Raw genomic sequence first — 15,605 nt, forward strand, 5'->3', positions numbered from 1 at the left:
TCCGTACCCTTCCCCACCACTGTCACGCTTTCAGCAGGGTCTGCGTTGCGCTATCCCGAGGGCTCCACGCAGACCCTGCTGTCCTCAAACGGTGTCATTTCTAAATGGCAGAGATTGTGACTTCTCTAACCGGCAGGAACACCGAAATGCTCGAAGAAGATATGGCGTTTCCAAATTTCTCCTGATCGGGCACAAGCATGGCATGACCACCAGTGCTCCTCCCGACATCATTCCCCTGTCTGACATCATGGCACGGCTGCGGCATCCTGAGCTGGGCTGCCCATGGGATTTGGCCCAGAGTTTCGCGACAATCGCCCCCTACACGATCGAGGAAGCCTATGAGGTCGCTGACGCGATCGCAAAGGGCGATATGGCGGCTTTGGCCGATGAACTGGGGGATCTTTTGCTGCAGGTCGTATTCCACAGCCGCATGGCGGAGGAGCAAGGGCATTTTTCGCTTGAGACCGTGATCCGCAACATCTGCGACAAGATGACCCGCCGCCATCCCCACATCTTCGGTGAAGATAGCGAATTTCCGGGCTGGGAGGAGATCAAGGCCGCCGAGCGTCAAAAGCAGGAAGATGGGAGCGCCCTGGCAGCCGTAGCGTCTGCCCTCCCCGCCCTGCTTCGGGCCGAAAAGCTGCAAAAGCGCGCGGCTCGCGTGGGCTTCGACTGGCCGGATACCGAAGGAGTCGTTTCTAAGATTTATGAGGAAATTGAGGAAGTTGAAGCTGCTTCCTCACGGGAAGACAAGGAAGAGGAGATTGGCGATCTGCTCTTTGCTGTGGTTAATCTTGCCCGCCATCACAAGGTCGATGCTGAACAGGCGCTACGCAGCGCCAACGCCAAATTTGAAAGGCGCTTTCGAAAGATGGAAGAGTTGGCGGGGTCGGACTTTCCCCAACTGACGCTGGAGGAACAAGAGGCTTATTGGCAACAAGCCAAGATTGCCAGATGAATGCTTCTTCTGCTTGGGGGCCTATTCCCTCGCCAGAAACCGCGCGTGCGCCATATCGGTCAGGCGCACAGTCACGCGCAACTGTCCATCTTCCACCTTGCTGTCCAGAACCTCGCCATTGGCATGAAGCCAGGCAAGCGACGCGCCATCGTCGCTGGAGAGAAGAAGTTTGCGAACCTGGCTGCCCGCGGTCAGTTTCTCGCTCATCACCCGCCTCAGACCATCCACACCCACACCATCAAGAGCTGATATAAGAGAGACATCCTCCCTGCGTGCCGCCGTTTCACGGACGTAGGCCGCCTCTTCGGCATCAAGCAGATCGGTCTTGTTCCATGCCTCGATCATTGGCGACGCCCCTTCCCCGCCAAGGCCGAGTTCTTCCAGAACATTGAGGACATCATCCCGCTGCGCTTCGCTGTCGGGGTGCGAGATGTCCCTCACATGCACGATGAGATCGGCTGCGACCACCTCTTCCAAGGTGGCGCGGAAAGCGGCGATGAGCTGCGTCGGAAGGTCGGAGACAAAACCCACCGTGTCGGAAAGAATAGCCTTGTCCAGCCCAGGCAGCGAGATTTGCCGCATGGTGGGGTCAAGCGTGGCAAAGAGCAGATCTTCCGCCATGACGTCAGCGCCAGTCAAACGGTTGAAAAGAGTGGACTTGCCTGCATTGGTATAACCGACAAGCGCAATGACCGGCCAAGGGGCCCGTTTCCTTCGGTCCCTGTGAAGTCCGCGGGTACGGCTGACCTGATCCAACTCCCGGCGAAGCTTCGCCATTCTGTCACGGATCATCCGCCGGTCAGCCTCGATCTGGGTTTCGCCAGGACCTCCAAGGAAGCCGAAGCCGCCACGCTGTCTTTCCAGGTGGGTCCAGCTCCGTACAAGGCGACCCGCCTGGTAATCCAGATGCGCGAGTTCCACCTGCAAGCGCCCCTCGGCTGTCGCCGCGCGTTCGCCGAATATCTCAAGGATAAGGCCGGTGCGGTCGATGACCTTCGCTTCGGTCGCTTTTTCGAGATTGCTTTGCTGGACCGGCGTCAGGCTGTTGTCGACAATGACAAGTTCGGCCTGATTTTCTTCTACCAGATCGCGGATCTTTTCCACCTGTCCACTGCCGAAAAGCGTCGAAGGACGGGGGCTGCGCATTCGAAAGGCCTGGCTCGCCTGCACATCGATACCGATCGCGGCGGCGAGCCCTACAGTTTCCTCAAGACGGGCATCAATGTCCCGCCCGTTCTTCATCTGATCGGCGTGGACGATAACCGCGCGAGTGCCGCGGGTTACGCCGTTCTCCGCCTCACGGTTGAAAACGCTCAATCCTCGTCCATGTCCCCGTTTTCACCCTCGGCCGTCAGGTCGAGCGGGTGGGCAGGCTGCACAGTGGAAATGGCGTGCTTGTAGACAAGCTGCGCCATGCCGTCGCGTTCGAGCAGCATGCAAAACAGGTCATAAGCGGCAATTTCGCCTTGAAGCATTACGCCATTCACCAGGAACATGGTGACGGGATGACCGGACTTCCTGACTGCATTCAAGAAAATTTCCTGCAGCAGCCGCGGTTTGCGATGATTGTCCTCAAAGGTTTTCCTGATTTCAGCCAAGTCCATGGGCTGAGCCGGCATAACCGTTGAAATGGCGTGCTTGTACACGAGCTGCGACTGGCCATCGCGCCGTAGGAGGACAGAGAAGTTGTCAAACCAGGTAATAATGCCCTGGAGCTTGACGCCCTTCACCAGGAACATCGTGACGGGGGTCTTGGATTTACGAAGGGAATTCAGGAAGATGTCCTGAAGATTGTTTACTTTTTCGGCCATATGAATAGCTCCATTATTGGCGGGTCATGGCCCGCGTCGCGCCGTTGCATGGCGTCTGCCGTCCCCGCGCATCGGGAGATCCGACCATAGGCATAACCCGATTCGCAGCCCAGGTCTATTGTGCAGCGCAATAAATTATCCTCATTCTCTTCCCATGCACCTCTTTGGCGCTGGACAGCTCAAGGAAAATAGCCACTTGCCGCTCCCATGGAAACGGTGTCGAAACGATAACTGTTTTCGCGGGAGCAAAATTATTCGTCGCCCCCCTTGCTGTCGCTGATGCCCAGCAGCTTCAATTTCCGGTGCAGCGCTGAGCGTTCCATGCCTATGAAGGTCGCAGTGCGCGAAATGTTCCCCGAAAATCGCTTGATCTGGACCTTGAGATATTCGCGCTCAAAACTTTCCCGGGCTTCCCGCAAAGGGGCCCCCATGATCGCGGTTTGGCTGACACCATCCTGCGATGGCCGGCCGATAATTTCCGGCGGAAGCATGTCGAGGTCAATGCGGGCGATGCGATCGCCCGGAGCCAAAATCATTGTACGTTCAATGACATTGCGGAGCTGGCGCACATTGCCTGGCCATTCATAGGCCTGCAGCGCAGCCATGGCGTCAGTGGCCATGTCCGGCGAGCGCACGCGGCGTTCGGCCGCGTAGCGGGCGAGATAATGCTCCACCAGGGCGGGAATGTCGTCCCGGCGGTCGCTCAAGGGCGGGATGCTCACCGGAACGACGTTAAGGCGGTAGAACAGGTCCTCGCGAAACCGTTTCTGTTCGATTTCAGCGGAAAGCTGGCGCGCCGTCGAGGAAATGACGCGGACATCCACTTTGACGAGCCGCTGGCCACCCACCCGGGTGAAGCTCTGATCGGTCAGGACGCGCAGGATCTTGCCCTGAGTGGTAAGCGGCATGTCGGCAATTTCATCGAGATAAAGCGTCCCGCCATGCGCTTGTTCGAGCAGGCCCGGCCGGACCATGCCATTGCCGTCCTCAATACCGAACAACTCCTCCTCGACCCGGTCGGGCGTCATCCGGGCGGCTGCCAGAATGATGAAAGGCGCTTCTGCCCTGCCGCTCCAGCTATGAAGCATGCGGGCGGCCACTTCCTTGCCCACGCCCGCGGGGCCGGAAATGAGCACGCGACTGCCGGTGCCCGCAACACGCTTCAACGTCGCGCGCACCGAATTGATGGCGCTGCTGTTGCCGGTAAGTTCGTCGTCCTGCCCTACCCTCGCCTTCAGCGCTTCATTTTCGCGGCGGAGACGGTCGGTTTCAGTAGCGCGAGAGACAAGGTGGAGCAGCTTGTCGGCTTCAAACGGCTTTTCAATGAAGTCCACCGCGCCCTTGCGAATGGCGGCTACGGCAGTGTCGATATTGCCATGGCCGGAGATGACCAGAACCGGGAGAGAGGGGTCGCGTTTCTTGATCTCATCAAGCAATTCGAGCCCGTCCAGCCGGGAACCCTGCAGCCATACGTCGAGCAGCACAAGGGAAGGACGGCGCTCATCAATGGCGCCCAGGGCAGCGTCGCTGTGACCGGCCGTGCGCGCCTCATAGCCTTCATCCTCGAGCACTCCGGAAACCAGTTCACGGATGTCCTCTTCATCATCGACAATCAGAATATCAAGCGCCATCGGTGGTCATTACCCTGTCTTCAGTCTTGTTGTCCGTGCCCTCGTCGAGCCGCTCAAGCATGTGGGGATCAAGAATGATCCGGACGCATGTACCGCCTCCCAGCGCATCCTCGAACTGGATGGCGCCGAAATGCTCTTCGATGATCTTCTTTACGATCGCCAGGCCAAGGCCAGTGCCTTTCTGGCGCGTGGTCATATAGGGTTCCAGGATACGCTCCCGTTCGGCCGGAAGGCCAACGCCATTGTCCCGGACCTCGATAACGAACTGGCCATGCGTATCCCTGAACAGCTGCATGCCGATCACCCCACCGGGCGAATTTTCCCATTTCTGCTCAATAGCTTCCACAGCATTTTTTACGATGTTCGTGAGCGCTTGCCCGACCTGCCGCCGGTCGCACACGACCTCGGCTACGCCTGCCTGATTGTCGAAACTGAAGGCGATTTCGGGATGGGCGACTTCGTGAAGGAAAAGCGAATGGCGGGCGATATCGGCCAGGGCCTCCCGCCGGAATACGGGCTTTGGCATGCGGGCGAAGGAGGAGAATTCATCGACTATACGGCGAAGATCCCCCACCTGACGGACAATGGTGCCGGTCAGGCGCTTGAATGTGCCCTGATCGCTGGTCACCTCGTCGGCATAGCGGCGTTGGAGGCGTTCGGCGGCGAGCTGGATGGGGGTCAAAGGATTTTTGATTTCATGGGCGATCCGGCGCGCGACATCCGACCATGCGGCGCGGCGCTGGTCGGAGAGTTGTTGCGTGATATCATCGAAGGTGAGCACATGACCGGATGCGTCCTTCACCACCTTGACCGCCAGGGTGCGAAGGTCAGTATTGACCTTGATCTGGACGATCGCCGCGCTTTCGTCCGAATTCAAAAGGTCGGACAGTTCGGGAGACAGGGCCGAAAGCGGCTGCCCCACAATTTCGCTGCCATCATGCTGCAGGATGGCTTTGGCAGAGCTGTTGAGCAGCCGGATCGCGCCCTCCTGATCCACCGACAGAACGCCGGCGGTCACGCCTGAAAGCACTGCCTCAATGAAGGCGCGGCGATTGTCGAGTTGGCTATTGGCATTGACGAGCGCCCGCGTCTGCGCCTCCAGCCTCTGCGTCATCCTGTTGAAGGCGCTTGCGAGCGTGCCCACCTCGTCACGCGTATGAGGCCCAGGAACCCGGGCGGAGAGATCGCCGGCGGTGATCTTCCGGGCGGTGTCAACAAGCTCCGCCACCGGGCGGACGAGCCGGTCAGCCACTGCCAGGGCAATCCAGACGGCTATGCCGACCAGGAGCAGCGAGCCCACGAACAGGGCGGCGTTGAATTGCAACTGAAGCGCACGGGAGCGCTGGGTGAAGTCGTCATAATCCGCAAGGACCGCCCTCGCCCGCTCCATCTGGCTGAAAGCCGGAACGTCGGAGTCGCGGGAAGCATAGAGGTAGATGCGCTGCTGCGGATCAAGCAGCGTCGCCGCTTCGATCCGGTCTGCCCGTGCCTTCACAACGACATTAGCGCCTTTGTTAAGCTGTTCGACGACGTCTGGAGTGATGCGGTTTTCGGCAGCGCGATTATCCGGATCCACCATGGCGGCGGTGCGGGCAACGCCGTCCGTTCCGATCTGGATAATGGCGGATTCGTTCAGCTTCCGGGTCACGACCTGGAAGATGTAGCCTTCAGCAAATTCGGGACTGCTGACCGACGCCTGCGTCAGATAATCGCGCAGGTCTCCCGCCATGGTGACCGTTTCCTCGCCCACTTCCTTCTTGTTCTGCTCATAATAGCCGCGCGCGAGCCCGCTGGCATTTTGGAGCATGGTGCGGGCATTGTCCGAAAACCAGAATTGGACGCCATATTGGAAGAGCAGCGAGGCGAAAATCACCACGAGCAGCATCGGCACGCTCGCGATGATCGAGAAAATCGCGACCAGCCGCACATGGAGCTGACCATCGCCGCCGATCAACGACCGGGCGGCGCGGCGCTTCGCCACACGACGGCCGAGGAGCACCAGTAATGCGATGGCGGGAACCAGGTTCGCCACCAGCAAAAGAGCAACCAGCGGAGGCGTCAGCAGCCTTTCGGGCTGGTCCTGTCCCGAAATGACAAGATAAGTGATGACGGCAACAGAGACCGAGATGAGAAGCGTTCCTGCTTCGACGATGGTGGCGAGATGTGGATTGCGCCGCAACTGCGCCAGGCGCCTACGCCATGACGTCATTTCACCATCGTGCTGAAGCTCAGCCAAACTCTCCATCGTTGCAGGGATACAACAACGGCGTTGCCATTAAAACACAGATTTTAGGATTATGCGGCAAAAAGGCGGATTATTCAGTCGCCTCGACGAAGTTCGGCCGGGTCAAGGCCGTAATCAGTGAGCTTTTTACGCAACGTATTGCGGTTTATACCAAGCAGTTGCGCCGCCTTGATCTGGTTGCCATCGACACTGCGCAGCGTCTCTTTTAATAGCACAGGTTCGACGACCGACAAGAGCGCTTCGTGAAGAATATCCTCTTCTCCTGACGCCATGGTGGCTCCGCTGCCTACCGTCAAATTCTCGCGGGCCCAGGTCCGAACGGCGCTTCTGAGCTGTTCCACCGATTCGCCATAATGTTCCGGGGAAATCTGCGAGGCGGGAAGGATTTGCCGGACCACTCCGGCGCTGATCACGTCCTCCCGGCAAAGCACCGAAAGGCGCTGCATGAGGTTCTGAAGCTCCCGCACATTTCCTGGCCAGCTATATTGCGAGAGCAGCCGGGCAGCGTCCTCAGCCAGCATCTTGCGCGGAAGGCCGTCATTGGCGGCAAGGTCCAGAAAATGCCGGGCGAGCAGCGGCACATCGTCGCGACGCTCGCGCAGGGCGGGCAAGTGGATAGGCACGACGTTCAGCCGGTAATAAAGGTCTTCGCGAAACTTGTTCTGACTGATGAGGGACGGCAGGTCCTGGTTGGTCGCGGCAATAATGCGCACATCCACCCTGATGGGATTGTTCCCGCCGACGCTCGTGAATTCGCCTGACTGAAGCACCCGCAAAAGGCGGGTTTGCGCTTCCATCGGCATGTCGCCAATCTCGTCCAGAAATAGCGTTCCGCCCTGCGCTTGTTCGAACTTTCCCGCGGTGCGTGCCTGGGCGCCGGTGAAAGCACCCTTTTCATGACCGAAAAGCTCCGATTCAATCAATTCGCGAGGAATGGCCGCCATGTTTATGGCAACAAAGGGTTTCGTGCGGCGGCGACCAAGATTGTGAATGGCCTCCGCGACCAATTCCTTGCCAGTGCCGGATTCGCCAAGAACCAGAATGGTAAGATCGTTGGAGATCACCCGGGCGATCGTGCGATAGACCTCTTGCATCGCGGCCGAGCGGCCGACGAGGGGCAGGCCATCATTTTCGTCTGCCGGCTGCTCCTGCCCTTCCACGTCCTTATGCTTCTTAAGTAGCGCGTCACTGACCGCACGAGAAAGCTCGTTGAGGTCGAAGGGCTTGGGCAAATATTCAAAGGCACCCTTTTCGGTAGCTCGTACCGCAGTGTTGAGCGTGTTCTGGGCCGAAAGGATGATAACGCTGATGTCAGGGCAACGCTCAATGATGTTGGCGACATCGTCCAGGCCGTCGCCGTCCGGCAGCTTGACGTCAGTGATCAATATGTCCGGGGCAAAGCTTCGAAGAAGCTGCGACCGCTCGGCGATCGTACCGGACGTCTTCACCTTATGGCCGCTGCGGCGAAGCGCCTCTCCCACGACCATACAGATGGCCTGGTCATCGTCCACCACCAAGATGCGTCCTTTAGGGCTCATATCCTATCCAATGCCATCGGCAGCAATATGCGGAAGATGCTGCGCTTGCTTTCCAGATCCCGTGAATATTGAACGAGGCCGTTCATGTCCCGGACCAGCTTGTCGACAAGCGCCAAGCCAAGCCCCTGCCCGTCCCGTTTGGTGGAAATGAAGGGATTGAAAAGATGCTCGCGGATATGGTCGGGAACGCCGGGGCCGTTGTCGGAGATCTGAACCTCGATGGGCAGGGAGGCGTTGCCCTGGCCCTCGATCATCACGGACACGCCATGGCGATAGGCGGTGGTTATGCGGATCTCACCCTTTGGAATATTTTCAAGAGCTTCTGCGGCATTCTTGATAAGATTGAGCATGATCTGGACAAAGGCGTCGCCATTGATCAGCGCAAAGGGCAAGGACGGATCATATTGCCGGACAAGCTTGATGTTCCGGGCGAAGCCAGCGGCGGCCAACTCCACGGCGCGGTCAAGAAGCGGGTAGATATTCTCCGCGCCGCATTCCAATGGCTGCTCGATGGTAAAGTCCTGCATCCGGTCGATCAGGGCGGCGATCCGGTCCACCTCGTTGCAGATCAGCCTCGTAAGGGCCGATGCGCTTTCATCGCCGCTGCCTTCTAGCAGTTGAGCGGCTCCTCGGATGCCCGAAAGCGGATTCTTGATTTCATGCGCCAGGATAGCGGCCGCCCCCATGGCGGAACGCGTGCCGCCAGTGGCCCGGCGATGCGCGATCTTTTGCGCCTGGCTATGGGCATGTATGGCCACTACGCGCCAGCCCTCCTGATCGGCGATGGGCGAGATCATCAGGTCCACCTCCATGGCGGGAGTGCGGCCGCAATGGACGCTGATGTCATAGGCGGAAAGCGGCTTGTCGGTGTTCCAGAAATCAAGCCGCGCCGTCATATCGGCAATGCGGATCGTGCGTGCGACATTGCTGCCCACAATTGCCGAACGCGCCATGTTGAACAGGCTTTCGGCTCGGACATTCGCATTCACGATCCGATTGTCCGGATCGACTATGAGCGCGGCCACTGGCAGGGCAATGAAGATGTCCGAAAGGCCGGGCGGTTCCACATGCGTCCCTTGAGGCGGCGCGGGCACCATCCCGCTCAGGCCGCTGCCCTGCTCAACCATGGCGAATAGAAACGTTCCAGCATGTCGAGCACGGTGGCTGCGTCGGCTTCCTGGTTGACGGCATTGCGGAATTCCGCCGATCCCGGCAGTCCCTTGGTGTACCAGCCAATATGTTTGCGGGCCATATTGACCCCTACCTGCGGCCCATAATGGTCGAGCATCGCCCGGTAATGCTCGATAATAACCGCATATTGTTCGTCGATGGAAGGGTCCGCCCGGCGCTGCCCGGTCATGAACCAGTGCATCACTTGCCCCAGCAGCCATGGCTTTCCATAGGTCCCGCGGCCGATCATGAGGCCGTCGGCTCCGCTCTGTTCAATCGCCGTTTCGGCATCCTCGATGGAGCAGATGTCGCCATTGACGATGACCGGTATCTTCACCGCTTCCTTGACCTTGCCGACAAATGCCCAATCGGCGCTGCCCTTGTACATTTGGCACCGGGTGCGGCCGTGAACCGTGATCATCCTGGCGCCCAGATCCTCGGCGATCCTCGCGAGTTCGGGCGCGTTGAGGCTGTTATGGTCCCAACCCATGCGCATCTTGACAGTGACCGGCACCTTGACGGCCTTCACGGTCGCAGCGATCAGGGCGGTCGCGAGCGGCAGGTCGCGCATCAAGGCACTTCCCGCCTCCCCATTCACGACTTTCCTGACCGGGCAACCCATGTTGATGTCGATAATGGCGGCGCCGCGATCCTCATTGAGCTTCGCCGCTTCCCCCATTTCGGCGGGCGTGCAGCCGACAAGTTGCATGGAAACCGGCTCCTCCACCGGATGCCAGGCGGCTTTTTGAAGCGACTGGCGGGTTTCCCGGATCGCCGCCTGGCTGGCGATCATCTCCGTGACATTGAGGCCCGAGCCGTAGCGGCGGACCAGCGTACGGAACGGCATGTCCGAGACGCCCGTCATGGGCGCCAGGATCACGGGAATACCGATCTGCACCGGCCCGACGGAAATGGGTTGGAGTTTGCGCATCGTCCTGCCTAAAAAACAGGCACCCCATAGCGGTTATGGCGCTGGCGGGCAAGGGAAGGCTGCGCTATGGCGCCGCTCATGACGCAGGACAAGAGGAATGTAGCCCTTATCATGGCCGCAGGCCGCGGGGAGCGCGCGGGTGGAACGGTTCCAAAGCAATTCCGGCAGATCGCAAGGAAAAGCCTGCTGGCCCATGCGATCGACGCTTTCTCCGGCCATGATGCCATCAGTGAAATCCTGCTGGTTACCGGCGAGGGACAGGCGGACAATATCAGGGCAGCGCTTGATGCCCGTCCTATCCCCTATTGCGTCACAGGGGGCGCTACCCGTCAACAATCCGTTCGCGCGGGGCTTGAGCATATTGCCGGGAGTGGCGGAGCAGACCTGGTTTTCATTCATGACGCGGCGCGTCCTTTGCTGCCTAGGGGAGTGATTGACCGGCTGATAAAGGCACTAGAGCGCGCTCCCGCCGCTGTTCCGATATTGCCCGTGGTGGACACTTTGGCGCGGGAGGATGGAAGCCTGGGCGAGGTCGTCGACCGCTTTCGCCTGGTGCGGGTACAGACGCCGCAAGCTTTTCATTTTGACGCAATTCTTGCCGCCCACCGGAATTGGACCGGCGGCATTGAGGCAACGGACGATGCCCAGATCGCCAGAGCGGCCGGACATGATGTGGCGCTGGTCGAAGGAGATGCCATGCTGGAGAAGCTTACCCACGCCGCGGATTTTGCCATCGCGGAGGAACGGCTGATGAGCAAAGCCTCCGTTCGAACCGGCATGGGCTATGATGTCCATCGGCTTGTATCGGGCGAAGAGCTTTGGCTTTGCGGGGTACGCGTCCCCCATGACAAGGGTCTTAGCGGCCATAGCGATGCGGACGTGGCCCTTCATGCGCTGACGGACGCCATCTTCGGTGCGTTGGCAGAAGGCGATATCGGCAGCCATTTCCCGCCTTCCGACCCGAAATGGCGCGGGGCGCCCTCATTCCTGTTTCTGGCGCATGCCCGGGACCGCGTGGTGGCTCGCGGTGGACGGATCGAGCATGTCGACGTCACCATCATTTGCGAAGCGCCCAAAGTGGGACCGCACCGGGAGGTCATGCGAAATCGCGTAGCCGAGATTCTTTCGGTCGAACCTTCCCGCGTGAGCATCAAGGCCACCACGACGGAACGCCTCGGTTTTGCCGGGCGTGGTGAAGGAATCGCGGCGCAGGCCATTGCCACCCTTTCCCTTCCGGGAGTATTCTAGGACATGCCTGACACCCTTCTGCCTGCTGAACTCGTCAATGCTGCACAGCGAGTGGTCGAGGCCAATCGCGCCGCTGGCCGCAGGGTCGCGGTAGCCGAGAGCTGCACAGGCGGCCTTGTATCGGCCGCCCTGACGGAAATTCCGGGCTCCTCCGATGTCTTTGAAGCCGGGCTCGTGACCTATTCCAACGAATCGAAAATGGAATTGCTGAAGGTCAGCCTGGACGTTCTTGAAACCTTTGGCGCGGTTTCGATCGCTGTGGCCTGGGGTATGGCCCAGGGCGCACTCACACGATCAGGAGCGGACGTTGCCGTAGCCATTACGGGTATTGCGGGACCCGAAGGGGGAAGCGAGAAAAAGCCCGTGGGAACGGTGGTTTTTGCTCGCGCAGAAAAGGAGGAGGATCCCGAAAATATAATCGCGGACACGCGCCTGTTCGAGAATGAAGGGCGCGGTGGCGTAAGGCTTCAGGCGGCGCTGTGCGCGCTCGAACTGCTGATGCCGGACGCCTTGGTGCCATAAAGTTCGTCCGCCCGGGTTTCGAAAGCCCCTATCATCTTGCGGAGCGCCTTGTCGAACATCTGGCCCGCAAGCATTTCGAACAAATGGCTCTTGAACGAAAAGTCGACGGAGAATTCGACAAAGGAACCGCCCTTTCCATCCGGACGGAAGCGCCAATGGTTGTGGAGGTGCTTCAGCGGCCCTTCCACATAATCGACGTCGACTTCAGTAGGCCGCACCTTGTGCACGCGAGAGGTGAAGGACTCGCGTAGCGCCTTGAACCCCACGATAAGGTCGGCCACCATCTCACTGTCATTGTTCGATCTTACCCGAACGGCGCTTACCCAGGGAAGGAATTCGGGATAGCGTTTGACGTCGGAGACGAGGTCGAACATCTGCTCTGGCGTGTAGGGCAGATGGCGAGTTTCACTATGATGCGGCATTGTTCTCACTGGCTTGCGCAGCTTTAGCGAGCTTGGCCTCGCGGGCGGCGCGCATTTGCTCAAAATCTTCGCCCGCATGATAGCTGGAGCGGGTAAGCGGGCTGGATGCGACCTGCAGGAAGCCCTTGGCCCGCGCAATGGCGGCATATGCGCCGAAAGCCTCCGGAGTCACGAAATCCATGACCTTCGCGTGGCGAGGCGTGGGCTGCAGATATTGACCCATGGTCAGAAAATCGATGTCCGCCGAACGCATATCATCCATAACCTGATGCACCTCCAGACGTTCCTCGCCCAGGCCAAGCATGATGCCTGACTTGGTAAAAATGGAAGGATCGTGCCGCTTTACACTCTCAAGCAGGCGAAGCGAGGCATAGTAGCGCGCGCCGGGACGGATCGTGGGGTAAAGCCGCGGAACGGTTTCCAAATTATGGTTATAGACGTCCGGCCGGGCGGCAACGATCGACTCGACCGCCGCATCCGCCTTGTTGCGGAAGTCAGGTGTCAGAATTTCGATGGTCGTATCCGGCGTCATTTCGCGCAGTGCCTGAATGACCTTCACGAACTGGCTGGCGCCGCCATCAGGGAGGTCGTCGCGATCAACCGATGTGATGACGATATGGCTGAGGCCCATTTGCGCTGCGGCCTCGGCCACATGCTGGGGTTCCAGCTTGTCGACTGCGCGGGGCATGCCCGTCTTCACATTGCAGAAGGCGCAGGCGCGAGTGCATGTGTCGCCCAGAATCATTACGGTGGCATGCTTCTTCGTCCAGCACTCGCCGATATTGGGACAAGCCGCCTCCTCGCAAACGGTGGCCAGATTCTTTGCCCGCATGAGCCGCCGCGTTTCCGCGAAACCCGCACTGGTCGGCGCCTTGACGCGAATCCAATCAGGCTTGCGTTGACGCTGGGGTTGCGCTTCAGGTGAAATGCGGGTGACTTCGTTCATATAGTCCAGATAGCGTCGCTTTTAATGTCTTGCCACCCCCAACTGTCATCCCTAACCGGTAGGTGGGCTTGAGCTTTTCATGGAGTTCGGACCCTGGGACATTTTTTTCGAGATGGTGCTGGGTTATCATGACTGACTTTAACGACATGCTCTCGGGCTATCGCCGCTTCCGGGAAACAGGCTGGGAAGAGCAGCGTGAACGTTGGGATGAGCTGCGGGATGGGCAGAGTCCCAAGGTGATGGTGATCGCCTGTTCAGACAGCCGGGTCGATCCCGCCCAGATATTCGACACCAATCCGGGTGAAATCTTCGTTGTCCGCAATGTCGCCGCCCTGGTTCCGCCGTTCGAGACGACGCCGGGCCGCCATGGAGTTTCCGCTGCGCTTGAGTTTGCCGTTCAGGTGCTCAAGGTAAAGGACGTACTGGTCATGGGGCATGGCCGCTGCGGCGGTTGCCATGCGGCGCTGACCCAGGAACTGAAGGACGCCCCTCCGGGTGAAGGTGGCTTCATTGCGCACTGGATCGACCTGCTGGATGACGCGCGTGAAAGGGTCGTCGCCAAATTTGGAGACGACAAGGGGCAAGAAGCCCAACGCGCGATGGAACAGGAAGGCGTGAAGGTCAGCCTTGCCAATCTGCGTACATTTCCTTGCGTGCGGGAAAAGGAGAGCGCTGGCGAGTTGCGGTTGATCGGCGCGTTTTTTGCAATTGCCGATGGTCTGCTGCATGTGCTGGATGAAAAAAGCGGGGTCTTTTCTCCCGCCTGAGGGCGGTGGACAGCATTTGTGCGAGAAGGATAAGCTGCTATCCTCCTTCTGGTCGGAAGGACGGATCGTGGCAGCCCGCAGATTGCGCATTCATGGCCGGGTCCAGGGCGTATGCTATCGCGACTGGACTGAACGCACCGCTCGCTCGCTGGGCCTCTCCGGCTGGGTCCGGAACAGGATGGACGGAACGGTTGAAGCCGTGGTGGCAGGATCGGCGGAGGATATCCGGCGCTTCATCGCCCTTGCCCATGATGGACCGCCCGCGGCCCGGGTCTCTCATATTGAGGAACGAGAGGAGACTGAAAGCGGGTTCGATGGCTTTCAGCAAAGGGCTACGGAGTGAAGTCCTTGGCCTGACCTTCCCGAAGAGGGAAGGTCAGGTGAGACTGTTGGAGGCACCACATTTCATGTCGCCCCCTTCCCCTCCAGCAAACGGAGGGGAATCAGACAATCATTCAGCCGACAATTTCTTCCGGCTTGAAGAAATAGGCGATCTCAATAGCGGCATTTTCGTCGCTGTCGGAGCCGTGGACAGAATTCGCTTCGATGGATTCGGCGAGCGCCTTGCGGATGGTGCCTTCGGCAGCGTCGGCGGGATTGGTGGCGCCCATGACGTCACGATTGCGCTTTACGGCATCCTCGCCCTCCAGAACCTGAACCACGACCGGGCCGGAAATCATGAAGCTGACGAGATCGTTGAAGAAGGGCCGCTCCTTGTGGACGGCGTAAAAGCCCTCGGCCTGTTCCTTGGTCATCTGGATACGCTTCGACGCAACGACGCGCAGGCCCGCTTCCTCCAGCATCTTGGTGACCGCGCCGGTAAGATTGCGGCGGGTAGCGTCGGGTTTGATGATCGAAAAAGTGCGCGTCGCGGCCATGGCGAAATAACTCCGGCAAAATGTTGATGAATTGAGGCTGGACCGGCCTTTAGCGGTGGCAGTAGTCCATCGCAAGGCCATTTGGCGCATTCATGTTCATGGGCCCTGCACCCATTTCCGCCCCTCCTGTTTCCAGAAGCGGGGCTCAACTCCTTCCCGCTTTGCAAGGCTCCGCCAGCTCTGGCGCGCGCCGTCGATCGTTTCCTGGTCGAAGAAGTAAAAGACGCGGTCGAATTCCAACGCTTTATCTCGCCACAGCCCGTCCGCCAGCGCAATGTTCCGAGCGCCATTGGCGGCTGTGCAATCAAGGCCGAGCAGGATCGGCTGGATATCCGCGTTGGCGCAATCAGCACCGCCGTGAGCGAGGAAACTGTCATCCCCCGCCCCCCACAAGCCTTTGGAAATGTGGTCCAGCCGCTCCGGATCAGCCGCGACGACCAAAAGCCGGTCGCCATTGTCCAGCAGCCTTTGCGCGATGGAGGGAAGAACCCGCTCCACCGGATCCCGGCTCAACTGGTAGAAATCGACCTGCACCGGT

16 protein-coding genes are annotated in these 15,605 nt (G+C 59.5%); 5 read left to right on the forward strand and 11 right to left on the reverse strand.

The features are described 5' to 3' along the window. The first annotated feature begins 202 nt into the window (after window positions 1–202). Window positions 203–958 (forward strand): nucleoside triphosphate pyrophosphohydrolase, encoded by a 756-nt coding sequence (mazG, locus tag VJS46_RS04755; protein WP_324058225.1) that lies wholly within the window; start codon window positions 203–205, stop codon window positions 956–958. Between the two features lie 21 nt (window positions 959–979). Here mazG and hflX read toward each other — a convergent pair whose 3' ends face one another. The 7 genes from hflX to dusB form a co-directional block, all read right to left on the reverse strand. After that, entirely contained in the window at window positions 980–2,275 is a 1,296-nt protein-coding gene (gene hflX / locus VJS46_RS04760) for a GTPase HflX (protein ID WP_324058201.1), read from the reverse strand. Further along, window positions 2,272–2,769: an RNA chaperone Hfq gene (gene hfq / locus VJS46_RS04765; RefSeq protein WP_324058202.1), complete on the reverse strand. Its 498-nt coding sequence runs from the start codon at window positions 2,767–2,769 to the stop codon at window positions 2,272–2,274. Before hfq ends, hflX begins: the two co-directional genes overlap by 4 nt. A 251-nt stretch (window positions 2,770–3,020) precedes the next feature. Continuing rightward, on the reverse strand, window positions 3,021–4,400 hold the full coding sequence (locus VJS46_RS04770; protein ID WP_324058203.1) for a sigma-54 dependent transcriptional regulator: 1,380 nt from the start codon (window positions 4,398–4,400) through the stop codon (window positions 3,021–3,023). Then, the gene (locus tag VJS46_RS04775; RefSeq protein ID WP_324058204.1) at window positions 4,390–6,609 is read right to left on the reverse strand and encodes a sensor histidine kinase; all 2,220 of its coding nucleotides are present in this window, start codon (window positions 6,607–6,609) and stop codon (window positions 4,390–4,392) included. Before VJS46_RS04775 ends, VJS46_RS04770 begins: the two co-directional genes overlap by 11 nt. Before the next feature lie 110 nt (window positions 6,610–6,719). Continuing rightward, window positions 6,720–8,183 carry a nitrogen regulation protein NR(I) gene (ntrC, locus tag VJS46_RS04780; RefSeq protein ID WP_324058205.1) on the reverse strand — a complete coding sequence of 488 codons (1,464 nt, stop codon included), beginning with the start codon at window positions 8,181–8,183 and terminating at the stop codon, window positions 6,720–6,722. Continuing rightward, window positions 8,180–9,310 (reverse strand): two-component system sensor histidine kinase NtrB, encoded by a 1,131-nt coding sequence (locus VJS46_RS04785; protein ID WP_414707968.1) that lies wholly within the window; start codon window positions 9,308–9,310, stop codon window positions 8,180–8,182. Before VJS46_RS04785 ends, ntrC begins: the two co-directional genes overlap by 4 nt. Further along, window positions 9,286–10,284, reverse strand: coding sequence for a tRNA dihydrouridine synthase DusB (gene dusB, locus VJS46_RS04790; RefSeq protein WP_324058206.1), 999 nt, complete (start codon window positions 10,282–10,284; stop codon window positions 9,286–9,288). Before dusB ends, VJS46_RS04785 begins: the two co-directional genes overlap by 25 nt. 66 nt (window positions 10,285–10,350) lie before the next feature. Between dusB and VJS46_RS04795 the strand changes: the two genes are divergently transcribed. Beyond that, window positions 10,351–11,532 (forward strand): bifunctional 2-C-methyl-D-erythritol 4-phosphate cytidylyltransferase/2-C-methyl-D-erythritol 2,4-cyclodiphosphate synthase, encoded by a 1,182-nt coding sequence (locus VJS46_RS04795; RefSeq protein WP_324058207.1) that lies wholly within the window; start codon window positions 10,351–10,353, stop codon window positions 11,530–11,532. A gap of 3 nt (window positions 11,533–11,535) precedes the next feature. Continuing rightward, window positions 11,536–12,054: a CinA family protein gene (locus VJS46_RS04800; RefSeq protein ID WP_324058208.1), complete on the forward strand. Its 519-nt coding sequence runs from the start codon at window positions 11,536–11,538 to the stop codon at window positions 12,052–12,054. Here the strand turns inward: VJS46_RS04800 and VJS46_RS04805 are convergent. Both VJS46_RS04805 and lipA read right to left on the reverse strand, forming a co-directional pair. Continuing rightward, window positions 12,000–12,476: a type II toxin-antitoxin system RatA family toxin gene (locus VJS46_RS04805; RefSeq protein WP_324058209.1), complete on the reverse strand. Its 477-nt coding sequence runs from the start codon at window positions 12,474–12,476 to the stop codon at window positions 12,000–12,002. The two genes, VJS46_RS04800 and VJS46_RS04805, sit on opposite strands and share 55 nt — an antisense overlap. Continuing rightward, window positions 12,463–13,422 (reverse strand): lipoyl synthase, encoded by a 960-nt coding sequence (gene lipA, locus VJS46_RS04810; protein ID WP_324058210.1) that lies wholly within the window; start codon window positions 13,420–13,422, stop codon window positions 12,463–12,465. Before lipA ends, VJS46_RS04805 begins: the two co-directional genes overlap by 14 nt. 128 nt (window positions 13,423–13,550) lie before the next feature. Here lipA and VJS46_RS04815 point away from each other — a divergent pair, with 128 nt between their 5' ends. Beyond that, window positions 13,551–14,189 carry a carbonic anhydrase gene (locus tag VJS46_RS04815; protein WP_324058211.1) on the forward strand — a complete coding sequence of 213 codons (639 nt, stop codon included), beginning with the start codon at window positions 13,551–13,553 and terminating at the stop codon, window positions 14,187–14,189. Between the two features lie 67 nt (window positions 14,190–14,256). After that, window positions 14,257–14,532 (forward strand): acylphosphatase, encoded by a 276-nt coding sequence (locus tag VJS46_RS04820; RefSeq protein WP_324058212.1) that lies wholly within the window; start codon window positions 14,257–14,259, stop codon window positions 14,530–14,532. 112 nt (window positions 14,533–14,644) lie between these two features. Here the strand turns inward: VJS46_RS04820 and ndk are convergent, their stop codons facing one another. Together ndk and VJS46_RS04830 are read right to left on the reverse strand one after the other, a co-directional pair. Then, entirely contained in the window at window positions 14,645–15,067 is a 423-nt protein-coding gene (gene ndk / locus VJS46_RS04825; RefSeq protein ID WP_324058213.1) for a nucleoside-diphosphate kinase, read from the reverse strand. A 96-nt stretch (window positions 15,068–15,163) separates the two neighbouring features. Then, the gene (locus VJS46_RS04830; protein WP_324058214.1) at window positions 15,164–15,601 is read right to left on the reverse strand and encodes a DNA polymerase III subunit chi; all 438 of its coding nucleotides are present in this window, start codon (window positions 15,599–15,601) and stop codon (window positions 15,164–15,166) included. Window positions 15,602–15,605: the final 4 nt, after the last annotated feature.

This window comes from Rhizorhapis sp. (assembly GCF_035276005.1).
GTDB lineage: Bacteria > Pseudomonadota > Alphaproteobacteria > Sphingomonadales > Sphingomonadaceae > Rhizorhapis.

Bases quoted from the DNA above. Each gene is read 5' to 3' on its own strand.
- dusB (WP_324058206.1), bottom strand. From the start codon at position 10,284: ATGCGCAAACTCCAACCCATTTCCGTCGGGCCGGTGCAGATCGGTATT.
- VJS46_RS04775 (WP_324058204.1), bottom strand. From the start codon at position 6,609: ATGACGTCATGGCGTAGGCGCCTGGCGCAGTTGCGGCGCAATCCACAT.
- VJS46_RS04795 (WP_324058207.1), top strand. From the start codon at position 10,351: ATGGCGCCGCTCATGACGCAGGACAAGAGGAATGTAGCCCTTATCATG.
- VJS46_RS04815 (WP_324058211.1), top strand. From the start codon at position 13,551: ATGACTGACTTTAACGACATGCTCTCGGGCTATCGCCGCTTCCGGGAA.
- VJS46_RS04800 (WP_324058208.1), top strand. From the start codon at position 11,536: ATGCCTGACACCCTTCTGCCTGCTGAACTCGTCAATGCTGCACAGCGA.
- mazG (WP_324058225.1), top strand. From the start codon at position 203: ATGACCACCAGTGCTCCTCCCGACATCATTCCCCTGTCTGACATCATG.
- lipA (WP_324058210.1), bottom strand. From the start codon at position 13,422: ATGAACGAAGTCACCCGCATTTCACCTGAAGCGCAACCCCAGCGTCAA.
- hfq (WP_324058202.1), bottom strand. From the start codon at position 2,769: ATGGCCGAAAAAGTAAACAATCTTCAGGACATCTTCCTGAATTCCCTT.
- VJS46_RS04805 (WP_324058209.1), bottom strand. From the start codon at position 12,476: ATGCCGCATCATAGTGAAACTCGCCATCTGCCCTACACGCCAGAGCAG.
- VJS46_RS04785 (WP_414707968.1), bottom strand. From the start codon at position 9,310: ATGGTTGAGCAGGGCAGCGGCCTGAGCGGGATGGTGCCCGCGCCGCCT.
- ntrC (WP_324058205.1), bottom strand. From the start codon at position 8,183: ATGAGCCCTAAAGGACGCATCTTGGTGGTGGACGATGACCAGGCCATC.
- VJS46_RS04770 (WP_324058203.1), bottom strand. From the start codon at position 4,400: ATGGCGCTTGATATTCTGATTGTCGATGATGAAGAGGACATCCGTGAA.
- ndk (WP_324058213.1), bottom strand. From the start codon at position 15,067: ATGGCCGCGACGCGCACTTTTTCGATCATCAAACCCGACGCTACCCGC.